Raw genomic sequence first — 26,353 nt, 5'->3', positions numbered from 1 at the left:
GTAAAAATCCGCTTTTCGTGTGGGAATTGCCCTTGAGAGGGGCTTTTGCAGGTTAACACCGCGACTTGCGGCTGGAAGGCGGTGCAATATATGGAAACAGATCGATCCCGGCGTGACGGCGGCCCGTCGCCCGGCGTCCCGATAACGGTGCTTTTGAAAAGCGACCAGGCACCCGCAGAGGTGCTTCCAGAATTCAGCCTTGATCCGTGAGAACGTTATGGAACCCGGAAACGCCCAGCTGTCGATGACGGTACTGATGACCCCCGACATGGCCAACTTCTCTGGCAATGTCCACGGCGGCACCCTGCTCAAATACCTCGACGAAGTGGCCTACGCCTGCGCAAGCCGTTATGCCGGCCGTTACGTAGTGACGCTGTCGGTGGATCAGGTGATTTTCCGCGAGCCGATCCATGTCGGCGAACTGGTGACCTTCCTCGCCTCGGTCAACTACACCGGCAATACCTCGATGGAAGTCGGCATCAAAGTCGTCACCGAAAACATCCGCGAACGCTCGGTGCGTCACACCAACAGCTGCTTCTTCACCATGGTCGCGGTCGATGACCAGCGCAAGCCAGCCGCCGTGCCGCCGCTGCAACCGCAGAACAGTGAAGACAAGCGTCGGTATATGCAGGCGCAGCAGCGTCGGCAGATTCGTCAGGAGCTGGAGAAGCGCTATCAGGAGATCAAGGGCGACGCTTGATCAGCCTTTGGATTGATGTTGTTGGGTCTGTAGCTTTCGCGAGCAAGCCCGCTCCCACATTGGATCGGTGGCGTACACAAAACCAATGTGGGAGCGGGCTTGCTCGCGAATGGGGGCAACGCGGTCTTACAAACTGATCGCCGTCGCCTCGAATTTCACCCGCGGATGCGCAATCCGGTCCTGCGCCCGCACCAGCTGCAGCTCGTAACTGGCACACGCCTGGGTCTCCAGCAGCACCTCATGCACCGCCGCCGCCGTGAACTCGAACGCCGCCACCAGGCTATCGCCCAACAGCACCCGCGCCAGAAACAGGCCGGACGTCAGATCGCCCACGCCCACCGGCTGACGCGGAAACGCCAGCAGCGGACGACGCAAGTGCCAGCTGCCTTCAGCCGTCACCAGCAACATCTCGAAGCCATCCGCCGGTTTGCCCGGATAATCCAGATGTTTGACCAGCACCGCTTTCGGCCCACGTGCCAGCAGCGCGCGCGCCATGGCCAGGCAATCGAACAGCGACTGCGGTTTACGCCCGGAAAAGCTGTCCAGCTCCAACTGGTTCGGGCACATGATGTCGGCCACGGCTGCCGCTTCTTCCAACAGGAAGTCGCTGACCTCGGTCGGCACGCTGCAACCCTTCTCCGGATGGCCCATCACTGGATCACACAGATACAGAGCCTTCGGGTTGACCGACTTGATGCGCTCAACGCCGCTGAGAATCGCCCGGCCCTGCGCCGCGCTGCCGAGGTAACCGGACAGCACCGCATCGCAGTTGCCCAACTCGCCAATCGCGGCAATGCCTTCGACCAGCTCGGGAATTTGCTGCGGCGCCAGCACTTCACCAGTCCACTGGCCATACTGAGTGTGGTTGGAAAACTGCACCGTGTTCAGCGGCCAGACGTTGACGCCGACCCGCTGCATCGGAAAAACCGCAGCGCTGTTGCCGGCGTGGCCGAACACCACGTGGGACTGAATGGCGAGCAGATGAGGCGTACGTTTCATTCGGGGCATTCCGTAAAACGATTGAAATTCAAGCCGCGCAGTATGCGACGAAACGCAGCCTGTACGACAGACCGGCGACGCAGTTAAGCTGACGCTATCTTTTGGAGTTTGATGTTGATGCTGACCCTCGAAAACATCTTCGTGCTGATGCTGTTCGCCGTGGCCGGCGCGTGGCTGTGGCACAACCACGGTTTGCGCGAGCGCGCGCTGGCGCGGGTCAAACAGCATTGCATCAATGTCGGCGTCGAGCTGCTGGACGGGAATGTTGCGCTGAAAAAGATCGGTTTGATCAAGGACGCCAACGGTCGCCGACGACTGGCACGGGTCTACAACTTCGAGTTCACCGTGACTGGCGAATCCCGGCATAACGGCACGATTACCCAGTTTGGTGCGCACAGTGCGCAGATCGAGCTGGCGCCCTACCCGGCACCGTTCGACGATACGCCGCCGGTGGTTGAGGTGCAGCGGCCGCGGGCGGAAGTCATCGAGCTGAGCCAGTGGCGGCAGGAACATACCAAGTGGAAACCCTAAAGATCGCAGCCTTCGGCAGCTCCTACATGAGATTTATGTACACCCTGTAGGAGCTGCCGAAGGCTGCGATCTTTTGATCTACCCCTCCCGACACCCCGACAACCCCCGCTGCAACGCCTCAACATCCAGCGCCTCACCGAAGATCAGCTCGATCCGCGAATCCCTCCGCCACTCACTGACCTGCCAATTCAACTCGGCATTATCCAAAGCATTCGCAGACACCCAGCCCTCCGCGCTGTGGATAACCAGTTTCGCCCGCTGCCAATTGAGGCTGGCCAGCCACTCAGCAATGCGCTGCTTGTTGAATATCTGCCCCGGATGCCAACGCCAGCCAATGCTCCAGCCACCCTCCTGCGCCTGACTCAGGCAAATCGGCAGCGTCGGATCGCTCCAGACGGCCGGCATCTGCCCTAATCCCTTGGGTACGACCAAGTTATCCACACCGCTAACCGCTTGTGTAGCCAGGCCCGGCAATTCGCTGAGCGATAGTTGCGCCTGTTGCGTCCAGATCAACGGGACTGGCGGCAACTGGCTGGCGATTTTTGCCCGAGCCGGTTCATCGAGATTTTCAGCCTTGTTCAACAGCAACAGGCCCGCGCTTTCCAAGGCTTCCTGTTGCGCCGCCGGCAACGCTTTCCCCGCTTGGAGCGCCTGAGCATCCAGCACCAACACACAAGGCTGCACCGTCAGCACACCCAGCCATGGCGCCTCATTTAACTGTTTGAGCAATTGCGTCGGGTGCCCCAGCCCAGACGGTTCGATAAACAATCGATCGGGCTTGGCCTTGCGCAACAAACGTCCGAGGCCGATCTGAAACGGCGCGCCATTGACGCAACACAAGCAGCCCCCGGCCACTTCGCCCAGTGCGATACCATCGGCATCGCTGGTCAACAGCGCGGAGTCGAGGCCGATCTGGCCGAATTCATTGATCAGCACTGCCCAACGCTCGCCCTCTGGCCGCTGGGCCATGAGCTGGCGAATCAGGCTGGTCTTGCCGGCGCCCAAAGGGCCAGCAATGACATGGGTAGGAATGTTCTGCAACATGGCCGGGAGTTTTCTTGGGAGATTCGAAGATGCGTTGGATGGGATGGTCGTTGCTGTTGGCGCTGCTGTCGAGCGAAGCGTGGGCTCAGGCCTGCGTGGTGCACAGTCAGGGCGAGCGGCTCGACGTCAAAGTCTGTCAGCAGAACCGCAACATTCCGCAGAAACTGTTCAACGACGGCTTCTGCCAACCGACCCTGGCCGGGCAGAAAGTCGAGGTGCAGTACGTCGATCAGTGCCCGAGTGGTGCCTTCGGTGTGTGCAGCAACGCGCAAGTCGCCAATATGCCTTATCGCCAGGACATCCACTATTACGGCGTCGCCACCGATGCCGCATATTTAAAGCCATATTGCGAAGGCCAGAGCCAAGGGTCGTGGCTCAAGCCTTAACCGAGCCAGTCTAGTGTCAGTATCAAACGACGCTCGCCAGCGGCCGGTTGCGGTGAGCGATGAATCAGACCGAAACCTTCATTGCCGTGCCATTTCTCGCCTTTCAATAGCGCAACGTCGCCGCTGTTGAGTTGCTGGATTTGCGCTAGGGGTTCCGCCTTGGCCTGCCCCAGTTGCTGGCGATCCATCGTGCCTTCCTTCAGCCATTGGCTGCCGACGCCGGCGTAGGTGGTGATCAGTCGCACCGGCACGTGATCAACATGAAATCGCGGGCACATGGCTTTATCGAGCACCCGCAGGCGCAGGCCGATGCGCTTGGCTCCCAGCAAGCAGGCGAAGGCGCTGACCAGCCATTTCAGGTCAGCGATAAAGCCTTCGTAACCTTCCAGATCACGGAAGCCTGAGGCCAACCCGGTCAGGTCAGGCTCGGCGTCCTCGTTCGGTAACTCCAGGCATAACGATTCCGCCAAGGGATCGTTGAGGGACAGCAGTAATTGAGCAAAGTCGCTGATGTGCAACGGCAATTGCCGCTGCCACACGGCGAGGTTGGTGTCGTCCTGGAGGATTTTCGTCAGCGTTTCAGGTGTCGATCCTTGATGCTGATAGCGCGTACGGTTTTGCATGAGTTTGAGGGCGAGCATCAGGCGGCCTCTTCATGCCAAGGGCCGAACGGATCCGCCAGCAATCGCCAGCCTTCTACACCGAGGGCCATTTCTTCATCGGTGAGCAGGCAGTCGTCCAATTCGTCGGAGAGCTGTAGGAAATCGATGTTCTGACCGATGAACACCAGTTCCTGACGGCAATCTCCTACGCTCGGTATCCAGTTTTCCATGATCGCGGCGGTACTTTCCTGATCCTGCGGCCACTGGTTTTTCGGCACGAAACGCCACCAGCGCCCGGCAAAACCGTGGCGCATCAAGCCGCCGGCCTGCGACCAGCTACCGGCGTCGTTGGGTTTGCTCGCCAGCCAGAAGAATCCTTTGGAGCGCAGCAATTTGCCGTTCAGCCACGGACGATCGATGAAGTTGAAGAAACGTTGCGGATGCAACGGCCGGCGCGCACGGTAGGCCGTCGAGGCGATGCCGTATTCATCGGTTTCCGGCACGTGCTCACCACGCAACTCCTGCAACCAGCCCGGTGCTTGCGCGGCTCTGTCGAAATCGAAGCGACCAGTGTTGAGGATCTTCTCCAGCGGCACTTCGCCCATGACCATCGGAATGATCTCGGCCTGGGCGTTGAGGCGTTTGAGGATGGCGATCAATTCCTCACGCTCGGGTTGGCTGATCAGGTCGATCTTGCTGATCAACAGCACGTCGGCGAACTCGATCTGTTCGATCAACAGGTCGGTGATCGAGCGCTCGTCTTCCTCGCCAAGAATTTCGCCACGGGAGGCGAGGCTTTCTGCCGCCTGGTAGTCCGGCAGGAAATTCACACCGTCGACTACAGTGACCATGGTGTCGAGACGCGCGATGTCGGAGAGGCTTTGCCCGTGTTCATCGCGGAAGGTGAAAGTTTCTGCGACCGGTAACGGCTCGGAGATACCGGTGGATTCGATCAGCAAATAGTCGAAGCGCCCTTCCCGGGCGAGTTTGCTGACTTCTTCGAGCAAGTCTTCGCGTAACGTACAGCAGATACAGCCGTTGCTCATTTCGACTATTTTTTCTTCTGCGCGGTTTAAGCTGACATCACGCTGGACTTCGCTGCCATCGATATTGATCTCGCTCATATCATTGACGATGACTGCGACGCGAAGGCCCTTTCGATTACGTAGTATGTAATTCAAAAGCGTACTTTTTCCGGCGCCCAAAAATCCTGAAAGTACGGTGACGGGCAATTCGGCTGACATTGGATAATCCTCATAGGAAAGCAGCCGATTGACGCTTTTACTAGCGCTTGGCGTTTTGAGGCTTCATACGAGGGTTTCGTTGAAGCTAAACGCTTGAAATCGGCCTGCTCAGGCTCAGTTATTATTTATGTTATAGTATAACAACATGTATAAACCAGCCCTGCTCTTGTCCTGAGCGATAAACAGCAGGAAGCTGAGCCCATCCCACACCCGGAATTGGTAATGAAAACTGCGTTGAAATGCTCGTTGTTGAGCCTTGGATTGCTGATTGCTGGCAATGCGTCGGCGCAGTTGCCGACGCTGGCCAGCTGTACGCGTAGCGCTAACTTGCTGGCGTGCATCGATGCCGAGGGCAACGCGTATAGCGTCAACACTGTCGGCAATACGCTTTACCTGCGTGGATTTGAAAAGATTGGGCAGCGTTATTGGGCGCAAACCAACAGTCGCTTTGGCCAACTGACATTCTTCACCGGTGTCGCCTCTGATGGCGAAGCGTGGGTTGGCTACACCCGCCGCGTCGGCTGGACGACCATTAATCGCTTCTCCAGCTCCGGCGGCAGCAGTGCGAAATTCACTTGCAGCCGAATCGTCGGCTGCTAGACCTGCGCTTTTTTCTGCTCCTGCTGCCAGGCGAGATAGCTGTCGATCGGTGGATTTTTCTCGAAGTAGCGCTGCAATCCCTCAAACAAACCATCCGCCACGGCCTGTTGATGCCGCGCCGTGACCAGTCGCTGACTGTCGCGCACGTTGGAAATGAAGCCGGTTTCCACCAGAATCGACGGCACATCGGGCGACTTCAACACGGCAAATCCAGCCTGTTCCACGCGTTTCTGATGCAGCGTGGTGATGCCGGCCAGAGTGCCCAGCACGGTGTTGCCCAGTTGCAGACTGGCGGCAATCGTCGCGTTCATCGACATGTCGAGAATCACCCCGGCGAGCATTGGATCTTTGTCTTTCAGATTGAGCAGACTGGTAGCGCCAAGTAGATCTGCGCCGTTCTCCCGCTGCGCCATAAAGCGCGCCGTCGCCGATGTCGCGCCACCTTCAGACAGGCAATACACCGACGCTCCAGACGCTGTCAGCCGTGGCGCCGCATCGGCATGCACCGAGATAAACATGTCGGCTTTATGCTGACGGGCAATCTCCACGCGCTTACGTAAAGGCACGAAGAAGTCGTCATTGCGCACCAGTTTTACGTCAAAACCTTTCTCCTTTTTCAGGCGTTTGCCGAGTAGCTGAGCAATGGAAAGCACCACATCTTTCTCCCGCTCACCTTTCGCGCCGACCGCACCGGGATCCTTTCCGCCGTGTCCTGGATCGACGACTACGATGATGTCGCGCTTGGGATGAGCGCCGATGTTGGGTGTTTCACGTGGAACCATTGTGGTGGTCACTGGCGACGTTTTCGCAGTGACTAAATCCAGAACCAACCGATGATTTTGGCCATCCAGCGGTGCCAAAAGGAAGCTGTTCAGCAGCACTGGATTGCTCAGATCGAGAACAATCCGCGTGTCTCCATGACCAAAAGGCCCGGATCGAATCGACCGGATTACCGTGCCATTCAACGCCAACTCGCTGAAATCCCCGCTCAGATTTGCGCCGGACACATCGATGATTAACCGTTCTGGAGCACTGAGCGTGAAGGTCTTGTAGCGCACAGGCCCGCTCAAATCGAAGACCAATCGCAACTTCTCATCAGAACGCCAAAGCCGCGCGTTACGAATTTGCGCGGCCGAAACACTGAACGGAAGGGCGAAGGCAGCGCTGGCCAAAATCAAATTGAGCAAATGGCGTCTGTGCATATGAAAACCTGTTCATGAAAAAGGCATCGTGGATTGCATTGTTATAATGTAACATCCAATTCATTCAACACGATGGTTCCGAACATGAATTCGCTGACACTTCCGGATATCGCCGCGCAGTCCGCTCGCCAAGCCTTGCCCCTCGAATGGGTGGGCATGCACGGCATCGCATTACCTGTTTTATTGGAAGGCCAACGCTTGAGTGCGAAGGCCGATGCGGGAGTGAGTCTGGATGACGGCGAGGCTCGCGGGATTCACATGTCACGCCTCTATCTGGCGCTGGAAGCGCTGGAACAGCAGAGCCTTTCCCCTGCTCTGCTGCACCAAGTGCTCAAGCGTTTTCTGGATAGTCACGAAGGTTTATCCAGCTGCGCCTACCTGAATATCCACACCGATTTACTGCTGAAACGCCCTGCGTTAATCAGTCCATTGGCCGGATGGAAATCCTATCCAGCGACCATTTCAGCCAGTCTGAAAAACAAGATGTTCCACGTGGAACTCAAAATTGAAGTGCCCTACTCCTCAACCTGCCCTTGTTCAGCGGCCCTGGCTCGGCAGTTAATCCAGCAACAATTCGTCGACGACTTCGCCAATAGAGCCCTTCAGCACGCAGACATTCTGGCTTGGCTCGGCTCGACCCAAGGCATCATCGCCACACCTCACAGCCAACGCAGCACCGCACAACTGCATGTGCGCCTCGACGAATTCATCGACGAGTTACCGCTGAGCGCGATCATCAACGACGCCGAAGCGGCCCTCGGCACCGCCGTACAAACCGCCGTAAAACGCGCCGACGAGCAAGCCTTCGCCCTCGCCAATGGACAGAACCTGATGTTCTGTGAAGACGCCGCACGCCGATTGAATCTCGCACTTCGCCGTACACCCGGGGTTAACCAATTCCATTTGCGAGTGATCCACGCCGAAAGTCTGCACGCCCACGACGCCGTCGCCGAAAGCCACTGGCAGCGGGAGCAAGCATGATCCGCTGCCAATCCCTGATCTGGGGCGCACCCGGTCAACCGCTGACCATACCCCTGAATCTAGAGCTGGAAAGCGGCACTCTCACATCCATCATCGGTGCCAACGGCTGTGGCAAAAGCAGCCTTCTGAAAGTCATCGCCGGCCTGCAAAATCCTTTGGCAGGCAAAGTCAGCCTGAGTGTTCCACGTCAAAGCGGCTTGTCGTTCCTGCCCCAACAACAGCACCTCGACCGCCAATTCCCCATCAGCCTCGAGGAACTGATCGCCGCTGGTTTCTGGGGACGCCGACTCTCAACCCAACTGCGCGCACAACGCCTGAAAGACGCACTGGAAAACTGGCACCTGAGCGGACTCGAACACCGCCCACTCATGGCCCTCTCCGGCGGCGAATTACAACGCGCCCTGCTCGCTCGTTTGAGCCTGACCGACGCCCCGGTTCTGCTCCTCGACGAACCCCACGCCGCCCTCGATGAACTCGGCCAACAATTGCTCTGGCAACACATCCATGCCTGGCATAACCAAGGTCGAACCATCGTCGTGGTCTGCCACGACCTCGCCGCCGTACGCCAACATATTCCGCAAACGTTGCTGATCAAAAACCGCGAATGCGTATTCGGCGCCAGCGTCGAACTGATCCAGCAAACCCCTCAGACGCAGGTGGCCTGATGCTCGCCGTCGCCCACTTATGGCAACCGTTCAACGAGTTCGTGTTCATGCGCCGCGCCCTGCTCGGCGGCCTGGTCTTGGCGTGCAGCACGGCACCACTCGGTGTGTTTTTGATCCTGCGAAGGATGAGCCTGATCGGTGACGCCGTAGCCCACGGCATCCTTCCCGGCGCGGCGCTGGGATTCTGGTTCGCCGGCCTGAGCCTTCCCGCACTCACACTCGGCGGCCTCGGCGCCGGTCTGAGCATGGCCGGACTCGCCGCATGGATCACCCGCCGCACCGGTCTGCGCGAAGACGCCAGCCTCGCCGCGATCTACCCGATCTCCCTCGCCAGCGGTGTGCTGATTCTCGGCATCGCCGGCAAACGCCTCGACCTGCTTCACCTGCTGTTCGGCTCAGCATTGGCCGTCGACGGCCCGACCCTGACCGGCATGTTGTGGGTCTCGGGATTCAGCCTGATCGCCATGGCGCTGATCTACAAACCGCTGCTGCTCGACACCCTCGACCCGCTGTTCCTGAGAACCGTCAGCCGCCTCGGCCCACTCGCCCACGGCGTGTTCCTGACGCTGGTGGTGCTCAATCTGGTGATCGGTTTCCAGGCCATCGGCGCGCTGATGGTCGTCGGACTGATGATGCTCCCCGCCGCTGCCTCGCGATTCTGGAGCCGCCGCTTACCGATCCTGATCGCCATCGCCGCCGTCATCGGTTGCCTCTCGGTGTGGTTCGGTTTGCTCCTGTCGTTCTACTACTCGCTGCCAAGCGGCCCGGCCATCGTGCTGGTCGCCGGCGTCGGCTATCTGCTGTCGGTGGTGTTCGGGCCGGTTCACGGTCTGCTGCGCCGCCCGCCCTTGCTCACATCCCAATGAGGTGTTTCCCGATGCGCGCTCTACTCGTGTTGTTCAGCCTGCTGCTGTCGATGTCATTGTCGGCGGCAGAAAAATTACCGGTGGTGACCAGCTTCAGCATTCTCGGCGACATCGGTCCATCAGGTCGGCGGCGAGCATATCCAGATCACCAACATGGTCGGCCCGGACGCCGACGCGCACACTTACGAGCCGACGCCGGACGACGCCAAAGCGTTGCTCGGTGCCAAACTGATCATCAAGAATGGCCTCGGTTTCGAGCCGTGGCTGGATCGACTGGTGACCAGCACCGAGACCAAAGCCACGGTCATCAGTGCCAGCCATGGCGTGATTCCACGCTCGCTGGATGAGGACGGCGAAACCGTTCCCGACCCGCACGCCTGGCACAATCTGGCGAACACCGAGTTGTACATCGCCAACATTACCAAAGCGCTGATCGCTGCCGACCCGGCGAACAAGGCCGACTACGAACGTAACAGCCGAGCCTATCTGAAGCAGATCTACGCGCTGCTCGCCGAAGCAAAAACCAAGCTCGGTTCGCTGCCGCCGGGCAATCGCAAGATCGTCACCAGCCACGATGCCTTCGGTTATCTCGGTCAGGCCTATGGCATCGACTTTATGGCGCCACAGGGTTTGTCCACCGAGCGTGAACCCTCGGCCGCCGAAGTCGCTGCGCTGATCACCCAGATTCGTCAGGCCAAGGTCAAAGCGGTATTCATGGAAAACATCAAGGACGCTCGCTTGCTCAAGCAGATCGCTGATGAAAGCGGCGCGCACATCGGCGGCACGTTGCACTCCGACGCCCTCGCCGCCAGTGGCCCGGCCAGCACCTTCGCCGGCCTGTTCGAATACAACCTCAACACCCTTTACGACGCGCTGAGCAAACCATGATCCGCAAGAATCCTTCAGGTGATTTACCGCAAATCGCCGAGTCGGCTTACGTCGATAAAACCGCGATCATCTGCGGCAAAGTGGTGATTGGCGAGAACGTCTTCGTTGGCCCCTACGCAGTAATACGCGCCGACGAAGTGGACGCCTCGGGCGAGATGGAGCCGATCACCATCGGCGCCAATTCGAACATTCAGGACGGCGTGGTGATTCACTCAAAATCCGGTGCGGCGGTGACCATCGGCGAGTTCAGTTCCATCGCCCACCGCTCGATCGTGCATGGCCCATGCGTGGTCGGCGACCGCGTGTTCATCGGTTTCAACAGCGTGCTGTTCAACTGCATCGTCGGCAACGGTTGCGTGGTACGGCACAACTCGGTGGTCGATGGTCGCGATTTGCCGGACGCGTTCTACGTGCCCTCCACCACCCGCATCGGCCCGAACACCGACCTCTCGTTATTCCCGCCGGTGAGCGTCAGCGCTTCGGAGTTTTCCGAAGACGTGGCGCGCACCAATGTCGATCTGGTGCGCGGCTACAAAGCCTTGCAGAACGAGTTCTGAACCATGAGCAGCGTGCTGATTCGCAACGCCAGACTGGTCAACGAAGGGCGCGAGTTTGACGGCGATCTGTTGGTCAGCAACGGGCGCATCGTCAAAATTGCGCGAAGCATTGAAGGTGAAAACGCCACGGTAGAAATCGATGCCAACGGCCAATGGTTACTGCCGGGGATGATCGATGATCAGGTGCATTTCCGTGAACCGGGTGCGCCGGCCAAGGGCAGCATTCACACCGAGTCGCGCGCGGCGGTCGCCGGTGGCATCACCAGCTTCATGGACATGCCCAACACCAACCCGGCCACCCTCACCCTCGAAGCACTGGCGGATAAAAAGCGTCGGGCGGCGATCAACTCGGTGGCCAATTACGGCTTTCACTTTGGCGTGAGTCGGGACAATCTCGACACGGTGGCTGCGCTCAATCCGTGTGAAGTGGCCGGGGTGAAAGTGTTCATGGGCGCGTCGACCGGCAACATGCTTGTAGATGATCCGCAGATCCTTGAGCGACTGTTCGCTGAAGTGCCAACCATCCTGTTGGCGCACTGCGAACACACACCAAGCATCGACGCTAACGCGGCCAATCTGCGCGAGCTGTTCAGCGATCGTATTCCTTCCGCCGCTCACCCGCTCATTCGCAATGCCGAGGCGTGTTATCGATCCTCATCACTGGCGGTGGAACTGGCGAAACGTCACGGCACACGCCTTCACGTTTTGCACCTGACCACCGCGCGAGAGTTGGCGTTGTTTGAGGACAAACCGTTGACGCAAAAACGCATCACCGCTGAAGTGTGTCTGCATCATTTGTTGTTCGATGAGCGCGACTATCCAAAGCTCGGCAACCTGATCAAGTGCAACCCCGCGATCAAGAGTCAAAGCGATCGTGATGCTTTGCGGGAGGCTTTGAACAGCAATCGGTTGGACGTTATCGGCAGCGATCATGCGCCGCATACCTGGGAAGAAAAGCAGCAGCCTTACGCGCAGGCACCATCGGGATTGCCACTGGTGCAGCATGCGTTGCCAGCGCTGATGGAGTTGGTGGCAGATGGAGTTTTGCCGGTCACGACGTTAGTGGCGAAGACCAGCCATCGCGTCGCGGATCTGTTTGCGATTCCGGATCGTGGCTATTTGCGTGAGGGGTATTGGGCGGATCTGGTGTTGGTTGAAGCGCAGAGGCTGGAGGTCGATCGGCAGCCGATTCTGTCGCAGTGTGGATGGACGCCGTTTGCCGGGCGCAGTTTTCGGCATCGGGTGAATGCGACGATTGTGTCGGGGCAGATTGCGTGGCGGGAGGGACGGGTGAATGAGGGATGTCGCGGGCTGGCGCTGAGGTTTATGCGCTGACTGTCAGGACGCCTTCGCGAGCAAGCCCGCTCCCACACTTGGAATGCATTCCAATGTGGGAGTGGGCTTGCTCACGAAGCTTTTAAGCTCTTGGTTTCACAGCGCCGCAATCCTGGCCGAGCCAAACCGCACGGGTTTCCAGACTGCCCTTCTGGTTGATCCCGATCGCATTGAACGTGCCGTTCGCCACCGTGGTGAATTCACGATCGCTGAGGAACGTCGCCACGCCGGTGCCCTGTGCTTTCGGGCAGCTGAAGCGGAATTTCCACTGGTTGCCGGTGCGATCGGTGATCTGCTGTTTGCAGCCCGATTGCGGGTCGGCCAACGGAATATCGTTGGTCGCCACCTGCTCTGGCGTCAGGCAGGCGCGGATGCCTTTGCCGCCGATATTGATGCCGTTTTTCTCCAGCGCCGCGCGCTGTTGCGGGGTCATCTGCCCTTGCAGTTGACCGAGGATCGATTGCACATCCATAGGCTGGTCATCGACCTTGACGTTGCTCGATGTCATTTCCCACAGACCCGGCTGCAGCATCTGCGCCTGAGCAACCACCGGCAAAGCCAAACCCAGACCCAGCGCCAAACCCAGCAGACGAACGTTCATCGAAAAACTCCTGATCAGTAGTGGCCGTTAGACGTCGGCCGATTGCTTCGGTTCATGCACCAATTAAATAGCGACAATCGCGACAGAACATGGTCTGTTAAGCATTGAATCTTCCGGAGCAAGGCTGCCCCATGGATTATTTTGGACCGCACATTTTCGGTTACCTGATCGCCCTGATACACACCCTCGGCTTGATCGCCGCCCTTCACGCGGTGCTCACCGTGCGCACGGCTCAAGGCTCGATCGCGTGGGCATTGTCGCTGATCTTTATTCCCTACCTCACGCTAATTCCGTACCTGGTGTTCGGCCGCAGCACGTTTGATGGTTACATCAAGGCGCGGCGCCAGGCCAACGAACAAATGCGTCAGGCCATTTCCGAGCTGAACTGGCGCCCTTGGGTGGAAGAAGCCCTGACTGCACGCGCCTCGAATGCCTACGCCTCACTGCGGGCGATGCCCAAGCTTGGGCGCATGCCGTGTCTGGCGAACAACGAAGTGCAGTTGCTGATCAACGGCACGGCGACATTCGAGTCGATTTTCCACGCCATCGAGCAGGCGAAGGAAGCGGTGCTGATCCAGTTTTTCATCATCCACGATGACCGCCTCGGCCAGCGCCTGCGTGATCTGCTGCTGAAGAAAGCTGCCGATGGCGTGACCATTCACCTGCTCTACGACCGCATCGGCAGCCATGCCCTGCCCCACAGTTACGTGCAGGCGCTGCGTGATGGCGGTGTCGAGGTCAAAGCTTTCGCCACGCGCAGCGGCTGGCTCAACCGCTTTCAGGTCAACTTCCGTAACCACCGCAAGATCGTCGTGGTCGATGGCGTGGTCGGTTTCGTCGGCGGGCACAACGTCGGCGATGAATACATGGGCGAAAAACCACCGCTGGCACCGTGGCGCGATACCCACGTCAAAGTGCGTGGTCCGGTTGTGGCGTGCATGCAGGAATCGTTTGCCGAAGACTGGTTCTGGGCCGCACGTACCCTGCCGCCGCTGATCCTGCCGGATGAATACCCCGAAGACGGCGTGCTCTGCCAATTGCTCGCCAGCGGCCCGGCCGATGCGTACGAAACCTGCTCGCTGTTCTTCGTCGAAGCGATCCACGCGGCGACAGAACGGGTGTGGATCACCAGCCCGTATTTCATCCCCGATGAAGCGGTTTTCGCCGCGTTAAGACTGGCGGTGTTGCGCGGTGTCGATGTGCGTTTGCTGTTGCCTTCGCGCCCCGACCACCGCATCGTCTACGCCGCTTCCAGCCTTTATGCCTTCGAAGCGGTGCGCGCCGGCGTGCGGGTGTTCCGCTACCGCCCCGGGTTTCTGCATCAGAAAGTGGTGTTGATCGACAGCGAAATCAGCGCGATCGGCAGTGCCAATCTGGACAACCGTTCGTTCCGGCTGAATTTCGAAGTGATGTTGCTGACGGTCGACAGTGCATTCGCCGCCGACGTGGAACAGATGCTCAACGACGACTTCGCGCAGTCTGATGAAGTCGCCAAAGAAGAAAGCCGGGAGATCCACCGCCTGCAACAACTCGGCATGCGGATCGCCCGGCTTATTTCACCGATTCTCTAAAGCCCCCTCTCCCTAAGGAGAGGAAAAGGTTTAGGGGTTATAGATGTCGTCCCGCGTCCATGGCAGTTCGTGGCTACCATCCGGATGCGCTTTCACCGCGAGAATCTGGTGCAGATTGATCCAGCCGCGCGCGAAGGCGTAAGCACAACCGGCCAGGTACAACCGCCAGATGCGCAGCGCCTGATCCGGCACCAGTTTGCCCGCAGCTTCAAGGTTGTCCTCGAGCCGTTCGCTCCAGTGATCCAGTGTGCGCGCGTAGTGCAGGCGCAGGCTTTCGACGTCGACAATCTCCAGCCCCGCTTCGCTGATCTCCGCCGAGATCATCGACAAGTGCGGCAGCTCGCCGTTGGGGAATACGTATTTCTCGATAAAGTCGCCGGCGCCGCGTCCCACCGGACGGCCGTCAGTGTGTTTGGCGGTGATGCCGTGGTTCATCACCAGACCGCCCTCCTTCACCGCGCCGAACAGGGTTTTGCAGTACTCGGCGAGATTGGCGTGGCCGACATGCTCGAACATGCCGACGCTGACCACCTTATCGAAACGGCCATCCTGCGGCAGGTCGCGATAGTCGAGGAGTTGCAGTTCGACCTGGTCTTCGAGGTTCCTCGGCTTTTACTCGCTCGCGCGCCAGTTCCAGTTGTTCTTTGCTCAGCGTGATGCCGAAGACTTTCGCGCCGAATTCGCGTGCGGCAAAACGTGCCAGCCCACCCCAGCCGCAGCCGACATCCAGCAAGTATTCGCCCGGCTGCAAACGTAGCTTGCGGCATAAATGGCGGAATTTGGCTTGCTGCGCCTGCTCCAGAGTTTCGCTGCCCGTTTCGAAATACGCGCAGGAATACGCCATGTCGCTGTCCAGCCAGAGCTGGTAGAACGCGTTGGACAGGTCGTAGTGGTAGGAAATGGCTTTGGCGTCGGTTTCCTTGTCGTGCAAGGCCCGCACCGGCTGATTGTCGTCATCGTCACCGAGCAACGCGTTGCTCAATTCGTCGCAGACCCGGATGACCTCGCTGATCGAGCCCTCCAGTTCGAGCTTGCCTTCAACGAATGCCGCTCCGAGCGCATCGAGGCTGGGATGGGTGAACTGGGTGACCATCTGCGGGTCCTTGACCACGATGGTGACGCTGGGCGCCGGCCCCAGATTGAACTCATGGCCATCCCAGAGTCGCAAGCGAAGCGGTAGCTGCAGATTCTGTAAGGCCGGTGGAAGTTGCGCGAGCATGGAAAATCCCCCTTGTTTCAGACCGTCAGATCTGAGGGTAGACCATCCTTGAAAAATAGCAGGCTATCGATTTAATTAGCCAAAACTATCGTTGCAGACGCTCCAGCAAGCCATCCTGAACCCACTGTTTCAACCACGTAACAGCTTGCAGCGGCGCGCCCTCACCATAGATGACTGCTAACGCCTCGCACAGTTCGGAGAAACTCCAGCCTTCGTTCAACAACCCGTTCAATGCATTCGCTTCAGCGCTATCCAGACTGCGATAGTTGCAGACCAACTCGTGACGCCAGATCACGCAGACCTGAAGTGTTTCGAGTGCCACGCTGTGCGGGAAATCCGCTTCATCCTTTACCGAGCGCCAAATCGCGACGCTGTTGAATTCACACGCCAGCCATTGCAGCGAAGGCGTCGGTTTGAACTGCAAGGTCGGCCACTCTTCCGGCGCCAGCGTCGCCATCGCATTGATCGTCAGCGGGTTGCCAGCCGGTGAATCGAACGCCAGGGTGAACGCCCATTCCAGCGCGGCCAGTTCCGCCAGCGGCGCGCTTTGCTCGGGCACCAGATGCTCGCGGATAAACGCTTCAATACCTTTGCCCAGCCAACGCAGACTGTAATGCGCCGACGGGTATTGGCGGATGTACGCAGTGGCGAGCAGATCGAATTCTTCATCGCCCAGCCAATGATGAATGGCCGGGAAATCGTGGGTCAGCACTTCCAGCAAACGCGCCGCGTAAGCGTTGTGATAAATCGCCAGGCCAGTACCGACGTCGAGCGTCGGCCCACCGATCAGGCTGTCGGCCAAGGCGCGATCGGCCGGCGCGGCATCCAGCAGAAACGCTTCAAACGCCAGTTGCCATTCCTTCAAGCGCATTGCTGTCTCCCGGCCAGAACCGTGTCACCCAACTCGCGGGCCTTGTGCAGCTCGGCGAGCAGCTCTTCGAACGGCGGGAAATGATCGTCGCGTTCCAGCAACGTCGCCACCGGGCCGATGTGTTCCAGCGTGCGTTGATACAGCGCCCAGACCGGATCGCTCACCGGATGGTCATGGGTATCGATGACGTAATCACCGTAATCGTTGTGTCCGGCCAGATGCAGTTGACGTACTTTTTCTGCCGGCAAACTTTGAATGAACGCCCATGGATCGAAGCCGTGATTGCGCGAACTGACGTAGACATTATTAACGTCGAGCAACAACTCGCAGCCGCTCTCCCGGCTCAGGGTCGCGAGAAATTCCCATTCGGTGAACTCATCCGACGCGGCGCGCACATAGCTGGAGACGTTCTCCAGCACCAGCGGCCGCTGCAAGACATCCTGAACCTGCGCCACACGGCCGGCGATGTATTCCAAGCTTTCTGCGGTATAGGGCAGCGGCAACAAGTCGTGCAACTGATGGGCGTTGCCACGGCTCCAGCACAGATGATCGGAGACCCATGCCGGTTTCACCCGGTCGGCCAGTTGCTTGAGTTGTTTCAGATAGTCCGGATCGAGGGCATGCGGCCCACCGATGGACAGGGACACGCCATGCATCACCAGCGGATAGCGCTCGGCGATGGCGTCCAGGTAGTACAGAGCCTTGCCACCCTGCACCATGAAATTTTCGGAGACCACTTCAAACCAGTCGACGTCCGGCGACTGTTCGAGGATCTGCTGATAATAAGCGCTGCGTAAACCGAGGCCGTAACCCAGGTAAGGAAGCGAAGCTGACATGTCGGACTCCTGCTAAAAGTGGCCGCAGTGGCGTGAACCACTGCGGCGGCACTTGCGGTCAGTTATTCGCCGACCTTGCCACCTGCTTTTTCGCAAGCCGCTTGAGTCATGGCCTTGAAGCCCATGCCTTTGCAGGTGCCCAGACCTTTGCAGGCGTGATCTTTGGTCTTGCAGTCGTTCTGGCCTTTGCAGGCATTGACGCCGTAGCAGTGAACGTTGGCATCAGCAGCCGTAGCGGTAGTCGAAACACCGGCAAACATCGTAGCAGCGGCAAAAGCGAGAGCAGCACCAGCAGCAGCGGTCTTGATAGTCATTTTTGTTTTCCTCGGTCATCGTCAGGGATGTCGGCTGAACGGTTTGTTCAGTCTCGACATAGCACTAGAGAGAGCCACCCGGATGGCGTTACACTCGGGTCAAAAATAATTTCAATTATCGTCCTTGAGCTTTAGCAGTGGTTCCTGAAAGCGCAGCAGTCGCCCGGCATTGCCCAACACAAGTAGCGTACTGAGGTTATGCAACAGCGCCGCGATCATCGCCCCGGCAGCGCCCAGCCAACCGAATGCGGCAAACACAACGATGGCCAGCGTCCAGCCCAGACCGATGACCACGTTGACTTGCAATGTTCGTCGACACTGTCGACTGAGGCGTACACAGGTTCCGAGCCTGCGCAGATCGCTGCCGATCAGCACGATGTCAGCCGAGGCCAACGCGATGTCCGCGCCGCCCGCGCCCATCGCCACACCGACCACGCCGGCCTTGAGTGCCAGCGAATCGTTGATGCCGTCACCCACCACCATCGGCCGGAAACCGTTGTCGATTTCCTTGAGCACACGATTGAGTTTGTCCTCAGGTAAGGCCTGGGCTTGAACCTCTTGCAAACCAACATCACGCGCCAAAGTCTGAGCGACACTCTGCCGATCACCGGTCAGCAACAGTTGCCGACCCAAGCCCAATTCGCGCAACTCGCTGAGGGCAAAACGCGCCTCCGGTTTGACGCTGTCGGCCAGCAACAACCACGCGAGAAATTCACCGTTCAAGGACAACCCGGCAATCGGGCCGTCGTGCTCGGGAACGGTCGTGGTGCTGATGCCCAGTTGCGCGAACAACTCCGGTCGCCCCAGCGCCGCCTCGCCCTGCTCCGTCATGGCAACCACACCAAGACCCTGACGCTCGTGTATCTCACTCAGGGCCACCGACTGTTCCTGACTGACCAAACCCGCCAACGCTCGACTGACCGGATGACTGCTCGCCGCTCCGAGGCTGGCAGCCAGTGCGGTAATCGCGGAGGTGTCTGTGTGAGAACAGTCGATCGACTGCAAACGCAACGTGCCGTAAGTCAGCGTGCCGGTCTTGTCGACGACCAGCGAGGTCAGGTCAGCCAGTTCTTCAAGAAATGCCGAACTGCGGATCAGAATCCCGTGCCGCGCCGCCACCGCGACACCGGCAATCGCCGTCGCCGGGGCGGACAACACCAACGCGCACGGACACGCCGCCACCAACACCGCGAGCATCGCCTGCGCATCGTTGGTGACGAACCAGGTCACCGCCGCCAGCAACAACACCAGCACCATGTAGCTGCCGGCATAACGCTCGAGCAAACGAGTGATCGGTGGTTTCGAACGCTCGGCGTTTTGCATCAGGGCGATGACTTTGCCGAGGGTCGATTCATCACCTGTGCGAGTCACTTCAATACGCAGCAGTCCATCAAGGTTGATCGCGCCGCCGAACACCGTCATGCCGACAGCCGCCTCGACCGGCACTGACTCGCCGGTAATCGAAGCGGTATCGAGACTGGCCTGACCGGACAAAACCCGACCATCCGCCGGCACCCGATCACCGGCGCGCACCTCAACAGTGTCGCCAGATTTCAGCGTGCCGTTGTCCACTTCGATGATCGAGCCATCGGCCTGAACCTTGCGCGCGTGACTGCGCGTCAGTTGGCCGAGCGCATGAATCGCTTCCTGCGAACCGATGACACTGCGCTCTTCCAGCACGTGGCCGAAGATCATGATGATCGGCAGCAGCGCCGCCGTCAGCAGATCGCCAGTCGCCCACGCACCGAGCATGGCCAAGGCAATCAGTTGATCGGTGATGCCGTGCAGGCTTGGATAACGCAGGCTGTACCACGCCGAACGCATCACCGGCACGGCGACTAATAAAGAAGCAAAACCGAGCAGCAGCTGACTGACACCGGTTTGCTCCGGCACCAGCCAACGCCAGATCAAACCGAGACCGAGCAAGCCCAGCGCAAACATGGCGAGAGTCAGTTGCCGAGCGGCGCGGCGTTGTTCGGCCGAGGACAACAGGCTCGGTGCAGCGGTCGTCGCAGTCATTTACTGGCTCCCTGAATGATCAGGCGGGAATCGTCTTTCGGATCGACCGTGGTCACCGATCCGGCCTGGCCGAGAATCTTCGGCATGCGCTCGCGGTACAGGCGCAAGAGCATTTGCGGGTCGGTGCTGCTGGCCAGACTCGACACCGTGGCGGTGTCGGCCGAGGCCTTGGCCAAGCGCTCACCCGCCTGTGCGTGAGCCACTTGCAGCGTGCGGTCGGCTTGTTCGTTGGCGGTCTGGGTGAGTTTCTCGGCGTCGGTGCGCGCGTTGGCCACGGCTTTATCGGCTTGCTGACTGGCAGTCAGCACGGCGTTGAACGCACTTACGGCAGGGTCAGGCAGACTCGATTGCACATCGACCCGCGCCACTTCGATGCCGATGCCCTGCCCGCTCGCCTTCAACTCGGCGAGGCGTTTGTTGATGCCTTGCACCAGATCACCGCGCAGCCTTTCACGGCGTTCGGCGGCTTGATTGTCAGCGCCGATCAACTCCGGACGAGCGACAAGAATTGTGTCGAGATCGCGCGCGGCCGTCAGTGCGACGGCGCTGCGGGTGACCAATCGATCCAGCGCCGGCAGCACATGATCGGCCTGCAAGACGAAGTCGTAAGGGTCGGTGACTTTGTAAAACACCCGCACATCCAGTTGCACCACGCCGGCATCACCGGTCAATAAATAACCAGACCCGGCCAGCGCATCGCTCAGCGGTGTGGCGAACGAAGCGACGCGATCAGCCTTCAGCGCCTCATCGCTGCGCAACAGGTTTTCCACCCGGCGTTCGATGACTCGATCCGCTGCGGGCAACAAAATCACCTGTTCGAAGGGCTGTGGCCAAGCCAATAACAGACCGGCGTTTTGTACGCGATCCAGTGCACCAAAGTGCAAAACCACGGCACGATTCTGCGGGTCGATCTGCCGCACGTTGGAAAATGCCCACGCCAATGCGGCCAACACGGTTACCGCGTACAGGGCGAAAAATGCCAAACGCCCGGCCTGAATCCACGGACTGTTCAGCGAATGTGTTCCACGTGGAACTTCTTCACTCATGGCTGCGATCCGGATTTGCTGTCGAGTGTCGGCGGGCCATCGACCAGCACGCGGAATGGCGCGGCGTCGGTGCGCAGAATCAGTTTGGTATCCGGCGTGACAATGCTGCCGAGGGTATCCAGCGAACGCAGCAAGTTGTACAGCTGCGGCGAACTGGCGTAGGCACGACCGTAAATCTGCGCGGCTTCGACGCGAGATTGCGCTTCGATTTCTGCGGCTTTCACGGTGGCGTCAGCTTGCACAATTCGCGCATCGCGTTCGGCAGCGGAACGGATTTGCGCCGCTTCGCGTTTGCCGATCGCCGTACGTTCGGTGGCAATGGTTTCACGCTCGGCGCGCATGCGATCGACCGTGGCGGTGAGCGTTACCGACGGCAAGGTCAAACGCTCGATGCCGACTTGCACGACACGCACGCCATAGGTCGCCAGCAATTGCTGATCAATCTGCTGACGCAACTGCGCTTCGAATTCAGCGATATGCACTTGGCTGGCATCGGTGTTGACCAGATTCGCCAGATCGAAACTACTCGCAGTGGTTTCCAGCGCGGAGCCAACAAAAGTACGAATCTGCCGCGCCGCTTCGTCGGGCTGGTTTTGCACTGCGCGCATGAAACGCTGCACGTTGCTTGGATCGCCCTGCACCTGCCACGCCACGTAGGCCTGAACGATGATGCGCAAACCATCGCGGGTGCCGACATCCTGCAAGCCGCTGGAGGTAGTGCGCAAACGTAGATCCACCGGAATCGCCGCTTCGAATGGCGCCGGCCAGCGCCAGCTCAAACCCGGTTCAAGCAATACCCGCGATGGATTACCGAAGCGAGTAATGACCGTGGCTTCACCGGAGCGCACTTGCACCAGGCTCGCCGCCGCGATAGCGAACGCCACCAGCAACACTGCCCAGCCCATGCGCCGCCACGGGAAAGGCCCCGCCTCTTCCGGCGCTCCGTGGTGATGATGCCCATGATGATGGTGATGTCCGCCGTGGCCGTGATCGTGGCCGCTGTGATCATGCGGTTCGTGCGTGTGCGACTGGCTCAATGGGCGACTCCTGGTTGAGCGGTGGTGCGCGCGGGCGTCGGGTCAGCCGGCAGCGTGAAAGTACGCAGGTCGATGGTCGGCGCATTGCTGCTGCCACCGAGGCGATGATCGAGCACCAGCAATTGGGCTTTGCTCAGGCCTTGGCTGAGCTGCGCGAGGTATTGCTCCAGCACAAAGGCCTGGCCGGCACTGGCGTAGGCTTTTTGTTCGGCGCTGAATTTCAGATCCGCCGCCTGCGCCGTGGCACTGGTTTCGCGGGCGTTGGCGCTGGCCTGATCGCGAGCGAGGCTGGCCTGCAATTGCGCCTGATTACTCGCTTCGGCCGCTGCGCCACGCTCGCGGGAGATCAACGCCTGGGCGCCGATCTGCGCCGCTTGCACCGCGTGATAAGCATTGGCGGCACCGGCCGGCGGGTGAATGGCTTCGACCACCGTGGCGAGAATCTCGACGCCACTGTTGAGTTGTTGCAGATCGCTTTGCACCGCGCGACCGATCTCTTCGCCCAGCCCTACCCGATCTTCGCCGAGCAAACCGTCGAGCGTGCGCGAGGCAAAGTCGTGCACCAGAATCCGGCTGGCGGTGCTGCGGATCAGTGTGGGCACATCAGCGCTGTTGTACGTCGCGGCCAGCGCCGCCTGATCAGTCAGACCGATGCGATAGACGAAGCGCACGTCCATGTTGACGATTTGAAAGCTCTGCTGATCGCCACGGCTGCTGGCGATCACTTGCGACTTGTCGTTGACGTGACTAGCGTCCCACAAACGGTTGGCCGTCATCGGTGCCGGGCCTTCAGCAGGATCGGCTTGTGGCGGTGCCGGGTTCTCGCCGACGCTGGTAGCGAGTTCATGCACCACGCCGTTTTCGACGATCAACACGCGACCCAACGGCCACGGCAAACCTGTGTGCAAACCGGGGCCAAACACCTGCACCGGTTTGCCGAAACGCTCATAAATGCCCCGACCCTGCAGGGGGATTTCGTGGATGCCGGTGAGCAACCAACCCACCGCTGCGACCAGCGCCAGCACCGGCAGAAACGCTCGGCGCATGTAACTGAACGCCCAGATCTGACGCAAATCGATGCCAAAACGGTTGTGCAATTCATGCTGCAACGCGAGCAACGGTTGCGGTGGCCAACGCAGCATGTCGGCGACGAAACTGCGCGCCAGTAGCGTCGGTTCGAGCTGTTCGCGGCGTGGGCTGAAGACCGAGAGTACCGCGCGCAATAGCAGCTCGATCGCGACCAATCCCGGCAAGATGCCGATGAGTACTGCCACGCGAACCGGCCAAACCGTGTTCTCGCCAGCGAACAATAAACACAGCGCGCCGAGCACCAGACTGATGATCGCCACGCGCGTCAGTTGCGCCAGTGCTCCCGCTTCTGGCCATTGCGCTGGATTCTCCTGAGCGAGTTGCCGCTCCAGCACCAGCAAACCAAACGCCAGCAGCAACGCCAACGCCGCACCGACGGAGGCGGACACTCCAACGGCAGCGGCGGGCAACGTCAGGTTCCACACCTGTTCGATGCTCAGCGCCACCAGCAACGCCCAACCGCCCAACCACAGCGTCGCTGCACCGATCTGGCCAAGCACATGCAAACCGCGCTGACTGAGGCGATCGAGCAGGCGCTCGTACCAACCTTCCGGCGCAATCGCTTCATCGTCGGCAGTCGGCGTCAGCACAACAGGATTGATCACCCGCGCGCGCCATTGCGTCACCCACCATGCCGATTGCAGCCCGGCGACCAGCACCAGCAACGCCGCGCTCTGATTGACCAGCAGCGGCAGCCACAATGACTGCGGCGCAAACAACCCGACGAAAAACGCCGACAACAAGCCCGCCCCGGCCAATCCGCCAAGGCCCAACGCCCAACGCCGCAGTCGCCTGCCCTGCGTGGCCGCCTGCTGAAAACGCGGCAGTCCGGTCACCTGCGTGCCATCCACCTCCAGATCAACTTGCATATCACCCCAAAATCATTGGCTCACGGTTCATATCGTTACGATATAACGAAAAGCGTGAAATATTCGTACACAATTACCCGTATTCAAAGATGCTCAACCTGTCGCTTGCCTGAAGCCTTGACCGAAATGTCTGGAAACGCACATATTACGTTCGTAATTTTTATCGACAGCTACTTTTAGCGATCCGCATCCATTCATCAGGAGCAAGCGCATGAGCAACTATGACGTAGTGATTCTGGGCGGCGGCCCCGGTGGTTATAACGCGGCGATCCGCGTCGGCCAGTTGGGCCTCAAGGCCGCTTGCGTCGAAGGTCAGGCGACCCTCGGCGGCACCTGCCTGAACGTCGGTTGCATGCCGTCCAAAGCCCTGTTGCACGCCTCGGAGCTGTATGACGCGGCGATGGGTGCGGAATTCGCCAACCTCGGCATCGAAGTCAAACCGACGCTGAACCTCGGGCAAATGATGAAACAGAAAGACGAAAGCGTGACCGCCCTGACCAAAGGCATCGAGTTTCTCTTTCGCAAGAACAAGGTCGACTGGATCAAGGGCTGGGGCCACATCGATGGGCCGGGCAAGGTTACGGTGACTGACGATCAGGGCAATAAGGTCGAGCTGACTGCCAAAGACATCATCATCGCCACCGGCTCCGAGCCCACTCCCCTGCCCGGTGTCGAGATCGACAACAAGCGCATCCTCGATTCAACGGGCGCGCTGTCGCTGAGCGAAGTGCCCAAGCATCTGGTGGTGATCGGGGCCGGCGTGATTGGCCTGGAATTGGGTTCGGTGTGGCGGCGACTCGGCGCGCAGGTGACCGTGGTCGAATACCTCGACCGCATCTGCCCTGGTGTTGATGGCGAGGCCGGCAAAACCCTGCAGCGCTCGCTGAGCAAACAGGGCATCGCCTTCAAGTTGAGTTCGAAAGTCACCAGCGCTACGACGTCGGAGAACGGCGTGCAGCTCAGCGTTGAGCTGGCGGCGGGCGGCACGGTGGAACTGCTCGAAGCCGATTACGTGCTGGTGGCGATTGGTCGTCGTCCGTACACCCAAGGCCTGGGCCTGGAAAACGTCGGTCTGAGCACCGACAAGCGCGGCATGCTCGCCAATAAACAGCATCGCACCGAAGCGGCTGGCGTCTGGGTGATTGGCGACGTCACGTCCGGGCCGATGCTCGCGCACAAGGCTGAGGATGAAGCGATGGCCTGCGTCGAGCAGATCCACGGCAAGGCTGGCGAGGTCAATTACGACCTGATCCCCAACGTCATTTACACCAAACCGGAGCTGGCCAGCGTCGGCAAGACCGAAGAGCAGCTCAAGGCTGAGGGTCGCGCCTACAAGGTCGGCAAGTTTCCGTTCACCGCCAACAGCCGGGCGAAGATTAACCATGAGACCGAGGGTTTTGCCAAAGTCCTCGCCGATGAACGCACGGACGAAGTGCTCGGCGTGCATCTTGTGGGGCCGAGCGTGAGTGAGATGATTGGTGAGTTTTGTGTGGCGATGGAATTCAGTGCCTCGGCGGAAGACATTGCCTTGACCTGTCATCCGCATCCGACACGCTCGGAGGCGTTGCGCCAGGCGGCGATGAATGTTGAGGGGATGGCGACGCAGATGTAGGGATCTGAAATTTTTATTGGCTGGACTGCCGCTTTCGCGAGCAAGCCCGCTCCCACAGTTGATCGCGCTCTTTCAGGAGGAATGCGGTCGAATGTGGGAGCGGGCTTGCTCGCGAAAGGCGCGCCTCGGTTTCAAGTCGGCAGATGTCCCAAAGGCAAAGCCCCCGGTGTCTTCACCGTGTGAATCGCGAAGTTGCTGCGGATGTCGCTCACCCCCGGCAACTTCAACAGGCAGCCGCTGAGAAAGCGGTCATACGCGCGCAGATCCGGCACCACCACTTGCAGCAGAAAATCCGATTCACCCGACACCAGGAACGCTGAAATCACCTCCGGCAATGCCGTCACCGCCGCATAAAACGCCTCGGCCTGTTCGTCGTTATGGCGTTCGACCTTGACCCCGACAAACACCGTCAGCCCCAACCCGACTTCGTCGCGATCAAGATTGGCCTGATAGCCGCGAATCACCCCCGCTTCTTCCAGCATCCGCACCCGGCGCAAACACGGCGATGCCGACAAGCCGATTTCATCCGCCAGCTCGACGTTGCTCAGGCGCCCGTCCCGTTGCAGGGCGGCGAGGATTTTGCGGTCGAAGGCATCCAGTTTCATGTTTGGCAGATCCCGATAGTTATCGCGCATAAAGCTAGCAGGTTATGCCAATTGCAGAAGCTTT

25 protein-coding genes and 2 pseudogenes are annotated in these 26,353 nt (G+C 59.7%); 12 read left to right on the top strand and 15 right to left on the bottom strand.

Annotated elements, in window-relative coordinates; translation table 11 throughout:
- The first annotated feature begins 217 nt into the window (after positions 1-217).
- Positions 218-700 carry an acyl-CoA thioesterase gene (locus tag ACZZ0D_RS24560; protein WP_003229693.1) on the top strand — a complete coding sequence of 161 codons (483 nt, stop codon included), beginning with the start codon at positions 218-220 and terminating at the stop codon, positions 698-700.
- Between the two features lie 126 nt (positions 701-826).
- Here ACZZ0D_RS24560 and pdxY read toward each other — a convergent pair whose 3' ends face one another.
- Positions 827-1,699: a pyridoxal kinase PdxY gene (gene pdxY, locus ACZZ0D_RS24555; protein WP_053125194.1), complete on the bottom strand. Its 873-nt coding sequence runs from the start codon at positions 1,697-1,699 to the stop codon at positions 827-829.
- 117 nt (positions 1,700-1,816) lie between these two features.
- Here pdxY and ACZZ0D_RS24550 point away from each other — a divergent pair, with 117 nt between their 5' ends.
- Positions 1,817-2,230: a DUF3301 domain-containing protein gene (locus ACZZ0D_RS24550; RefSeq protein WP_159813311.1), complete on the top strand. Its 414-nt coding sequence runs from the start codon at positions 1,817-1,819 to the stop codon at positions 2,228-2,230.
- Between the two features lie 78 nt (positions 2,231-2,308).
- On the opposite strand, the gene ACZZ0D_RS24545 is transcribed toward ACZZ0D_RS24550, so the two are convergent.
- Positions 2,309-3,274 carry a CobW family GTP-binding protein gene (locus ACZZ0D_RS24545; RefSeq protein ID WP_463554504.1) on the bottom strand — a complete coding sequence of 322 codons (966 nt, stop codon included), beginning with the start codon at positions 3,272-3,274 and terminating at the stop codon, positions 2,309-2,311.
- Positions 3,275-3,303: 29 nt separating this feature from the next.
- On the opposite strand from ACZZ0D_RS24545, the gene ACZZ0D_RS24540 reads away from it, so the two are divergent.
- On the top strand, positions 3,304-3,660 hold the full coding sequence (locus tag ACZZ0D_RS24540) for an NADH:ubiquinone oxidoreductase (RefSeq protein ID WP_159813203.1): 357 nt from the start codon (positions 3,304-3,306) through the stop codon (positions 3,658-3,660).
- On the opposite strand, the gene ACZZ0D_RS24535 is transcribed toward ACZZ0D_RS24540, so the two are convergent.
- Positions 3,657-4,301 carry a DUF1826 domain-containing protein gene (locus ACZZ0D_RS24535; RefSeq protein ID WP_463554503.1) on the bottom strand — a complete coding sequence of 215 codons (645 nt, stop codon included), beginning with the start codon at positions 4,299-4,301 and terminating at the stop codon, positions 3,657-3,659. The two genes, ACZZ0D_RS24540 and ACZZ0D_RS24535, sit on opposite strands and share 4 nt — an antisense overlap.
- A complete protein-coding gene (gene zigA, locus ACZZ0D_RS24530; RefSeq protein ID WP_463554502.1) occupies positions 4,301-5,506 on the bottom strand; it encodes a zinc metallochaperone GTPase ZigA in 1,206 nt (401 codons plus the stop codon). Before zigA ends, ACZZ0D_RS24535 begins: the two co-directional genes overlap by 1 nt.
- A gap of 222 nt (positions 5,507-5,728) precedes the next feature.
- Here zigA and ACZZ0D_RS24525 point away from each other — a divergent pair, with 222 nt between their 5' ends.
- Entirely contained in the window at positions 5,729-6,106 is a 378-nt protein-coding gene (locus tag ACZZ0D_RS24525; protein WP_159813209.1) for a glutamine synthetase, read from the top strand.
- Here the strand turns inward: ACZZ0D_RS24525 and ACZZ0D_RS24520 are convergent.
- Positions 6,103-7,308: an N-acetylmuramoyl-L-alanine amidase gene (locus ACZZ0D_RS24520; RefSeq protein ID WP_463554501.1), complete on the bottom strand. Its 1,206-nt coding sequence runs from the start codon at positions 7,306-7,308 to the stop codon at positions 6,103-6,105. The genes ACZZ0D_RS24525 and ACZZ0D_RS24520 overlap by 4 nt on opposite strands.
- A gap of 84 nt (positions 7,309-7,392) precedes the next feature.
- On the opposite strand from ACZZ0D_RS24520, the gene folE2 reads away from it, so the two are divergent.
- The 6 genes and pseudogenes from folE2 to ACZZ0D_RS24490 all read left to right on the top strand — a co-directional run bounded on the left by folE2 (position 7,393) and on the right by ACZZ0D_RS24490 (position 12,600).
- Entirely contained in the window at positions 7,393-8,289 is an 897-nt protein-coding gene (folE2, locus tag ACZZ0D_RS24515; RefSeq protein ID WP_463554500.1) for a GTP cyclohydrolase FolE2, read from the top strand.
- Positions 8,286-8,954, top strand: coding sequence for a metal ABC transporter ATP-binding protein (locus ACZZ0D_RS24510; protein WP_463554499.1), 669 nt, complete (start codon positions 8,286-8,288; stop codon positions 8,952-8,954). The genes folE2 and ACZZ0D_RS24510 overlap by 4 nt, the downstream gene beginning before the upstream one ends.
- Positions 8,954-9,820 carry a metal ABC transporter permease gene (locus ACZZ0D_RS24505; RefSeq protein WP_159813217.1) on the top strand — a complete coding sequence of 289 codons (867 nt, stop codon included), beginning with the start codon at positions 8,954-8,956 and terminating at the stop codon, positions 9,818-9,820. The genes ACZZ0D_RS24510 and ACZZ0D_RS24505 overlap by 1 nt, the downstream gene beginning before the upstream one ends.
- 11 nt (positions 9,821-9,831) lie before the next feature.
- Positions 9,832-10,708: pseudogene (locus ACZZ0D_RS24500) on the top strand (metal ABC transporter substrate-binding protein).
- Entirely contained in the window at positions 10,705-11,265 is a 561-nt protein-coding gene (locus tag ACZZ0D_RS24495; protein ID WP_053125220.1) for a gamma carbonic anhydrase family protein, read from the top strand. Before ACZZ0D_RS24500 ends, ACZZ0D_RS24495 begins: the two are co-directional and overlap by 4 nt.
- A 3-nt stretch (positions 11,266-11,268) precedes the next feature.
- Entirely contained in the window at positions 11,269-12,600 is a 1,332-nt protein-coding gene (locus tag ACZZ0D_RS24490) for a dihydroorotase (RefSeq protein ID WP_463554498.1), read from the top strand.
- 82 nt (positions 12,601-12,682) lie between these two features.
- Here ACZZ0D_RS24490 and ACZZ0D_RS24485 read toward each other — a convergent pair whose 3' ends face one another.
- Positions 12,683-13,201 carry a DUF3617 domain-containing protein gene (locus ACZZ0D_RS24485; protein WP_034152149.1) on the bottom strand — a complete coding sequence of 173 codons (519 nt, stop codon included), beginning with the start codon at positions 13,199-13,201 and terminating at the stop codon, positions 12,683-12,685.
- A gap of 131 nt (positions 13,202-13,332) precedes the next feature.
- Here ACZZ0D_RS24485 and cls point away from each other — a divergent pair, with 131 nt between their 5' ends.
- Positions 13,333-14,772: a cardiolipin synthase gene (gene cls / locus ACZZ0D_RS24480; RefSeq protein WP_053125224.1), complete on the top strand. Its 1,440-nt coding sequence runs from the start codon at positions 13,333-13,335 to the stop codon at positions 14,770-14,772.
- A 30-nt stretch (positions 14,773-14,802) separates the two neighbouring features.
- Here cls and cfaB read toward each other — a convergent pair.
- The 8 genes and pseudogenes from cfaB to hflK (ACZZ0D_RS24440) all read right to left on the bottom strand — a co-directional run bounded on the left by cfaB (position 14,803) and on the right by hflK (ACZZ0D_RS24440) (position 24,072).
- Positions 14,803-15,991: pseudogene (cfaB, locus tag ACZZ0D_RS24475) on the bottom strand (C17 cyclopropane fatty acid synthase CfaB).
- 85 nt (positions 15,992-16,076) lie between these two features.
- Complete coding sequence (locus tag ACZZ0D_RS24470; RefSeq protein WP_463554497.1) at positions 16,077-16,862, bottom strand: HvfC/BufC family peptide modification chaperone; 786 nt, start codon at positions 16,860-16,862, stop codon at positions 16,077-16,079.
- Positions 16,853-17,698 (bottom strand): MNIO family bufferin maturase, encoded by an 846-nt coding sequence (gene bufB / locus ACZZ0D_RS24465; protein WP_463554496.1) that lies wholly within the window; start codon positions 17,696-17,698, stop codon positions 16,853-16,855. The genes ACZZ0D_RS24470 and bufB overlap by 10 nt, the downstream gene beginning before the upstream one ends.
- A 62-nt stretch (positions 17,699-17,760) precedes the next feature.
- Positions 17,761-18,012: a BufA2 family periplasmic bufferin-type metallophore gene (bufA2, locus tag ACZZ0D_RS24460; protein ID WP_053125233.1), complete on the bottom strand. Its 252-nt coding sequence runs from the start codon at positions 18,010-18,012 to the stop codon at positions 17,761-17,763.
- A gap of 111 nt (positions 18,013-18,123) precedes the next feature.
- The gene (locus ACZZ0D_RS24455) at positions 18,124-20,031 is read right to left on the bottom strand and encodes a heavy metal translocating P-type ATPase (protein ID WP_463554495.1); all 1,908 of its coding nucleotides are present in this window, start codon (positions 20,029-20,031) and stop codon (positions 18,124-18,126) included.
- Positions 20,028-21,077 (bottom strand): protease modulator HflK, encoded by a 1,050-nt coding sequence (gene hflK, locus ACZZ0D_RS24450; protein WP_401241769.1) that lies wholly within the window; start codon positions 21,075-21,077, stop codon positions 20,028-20,030. Before hflK (ACZZ0D_RS24450) ends, ACZZ0D_RS24455 begins: the two co-directional genes overlap by 4 nt.
- On the bottom strand, positions 21,074-22,114 hold the full coding sequence (gene hflC, locus ACZZ0D_RS24445; protein WP_463554494.1) for a protease modulator HflC: 1,041 nt from the start codon (positions 22,112-22,114) through the stop codon (positions 21,074-21,076). The genes hflK (ACZZ0D_RS24450) and hflC overlap by 4 nt, the downstream gene beginning before the upstream one ends.
- Complete coding sequence (hflK, locus tag ACZZ0D_RS24440; protein ID WP_463554493.1) at positions 22,111-24,072, bottom strand: protease modulator HflK; 1,962 nt, start codon at positions 24,070-24,072, stop codon at positions 22,111-22,113. Before hflK (ACZZ0D_RS24440) ends, hflC begins: the two co-directional genes overlap by 4 nt.
- A gap of 211 nt (positions 24,073-24,283) precedes the next feature.
- Here hflK (ACZZ0D_RS24440) and lpdA point away from each other — a divergent pair, with 211 nt between their 5' ends.
- On the top strand, positions 24,284-25,684 hold the full coding sequence (lpdA, locus tag ACZZ0D_RS24435; protein WP_463554492.1) for a dihydrolipoyl dehydrogenase: 1,401 nt from the start codon (positions 24,284-24,286) through the stop codon (positions 25,682-25,684).
- 131 nt (positions 25,685-25,815) lie between these two features.
- Here lpdA and ACZZ0D_RS24430 read toward each other — a convergent pair whose 3' ends face one another.
- A complete protein-coding gene (locus ACZZ0D_RS24430) occupies positions 25,816-26,289 on the bottom strand; it encodes an Lrp/AsnC family transcriptional regulator (RefSeq protein ID WP_159813241.1) in 474 nt (157 codons plus the stop codon).
- Positions 26,290-26,353: the final 64 nt, after the last annotated feature.

Source organism: Pseudomonas sp. AC193, from assembly GCF_979258075.1.
Note: the sequence above shows the minus strand (reverse complement) of the source record. Positions and strands in the feature narration are given on the sequence as shown.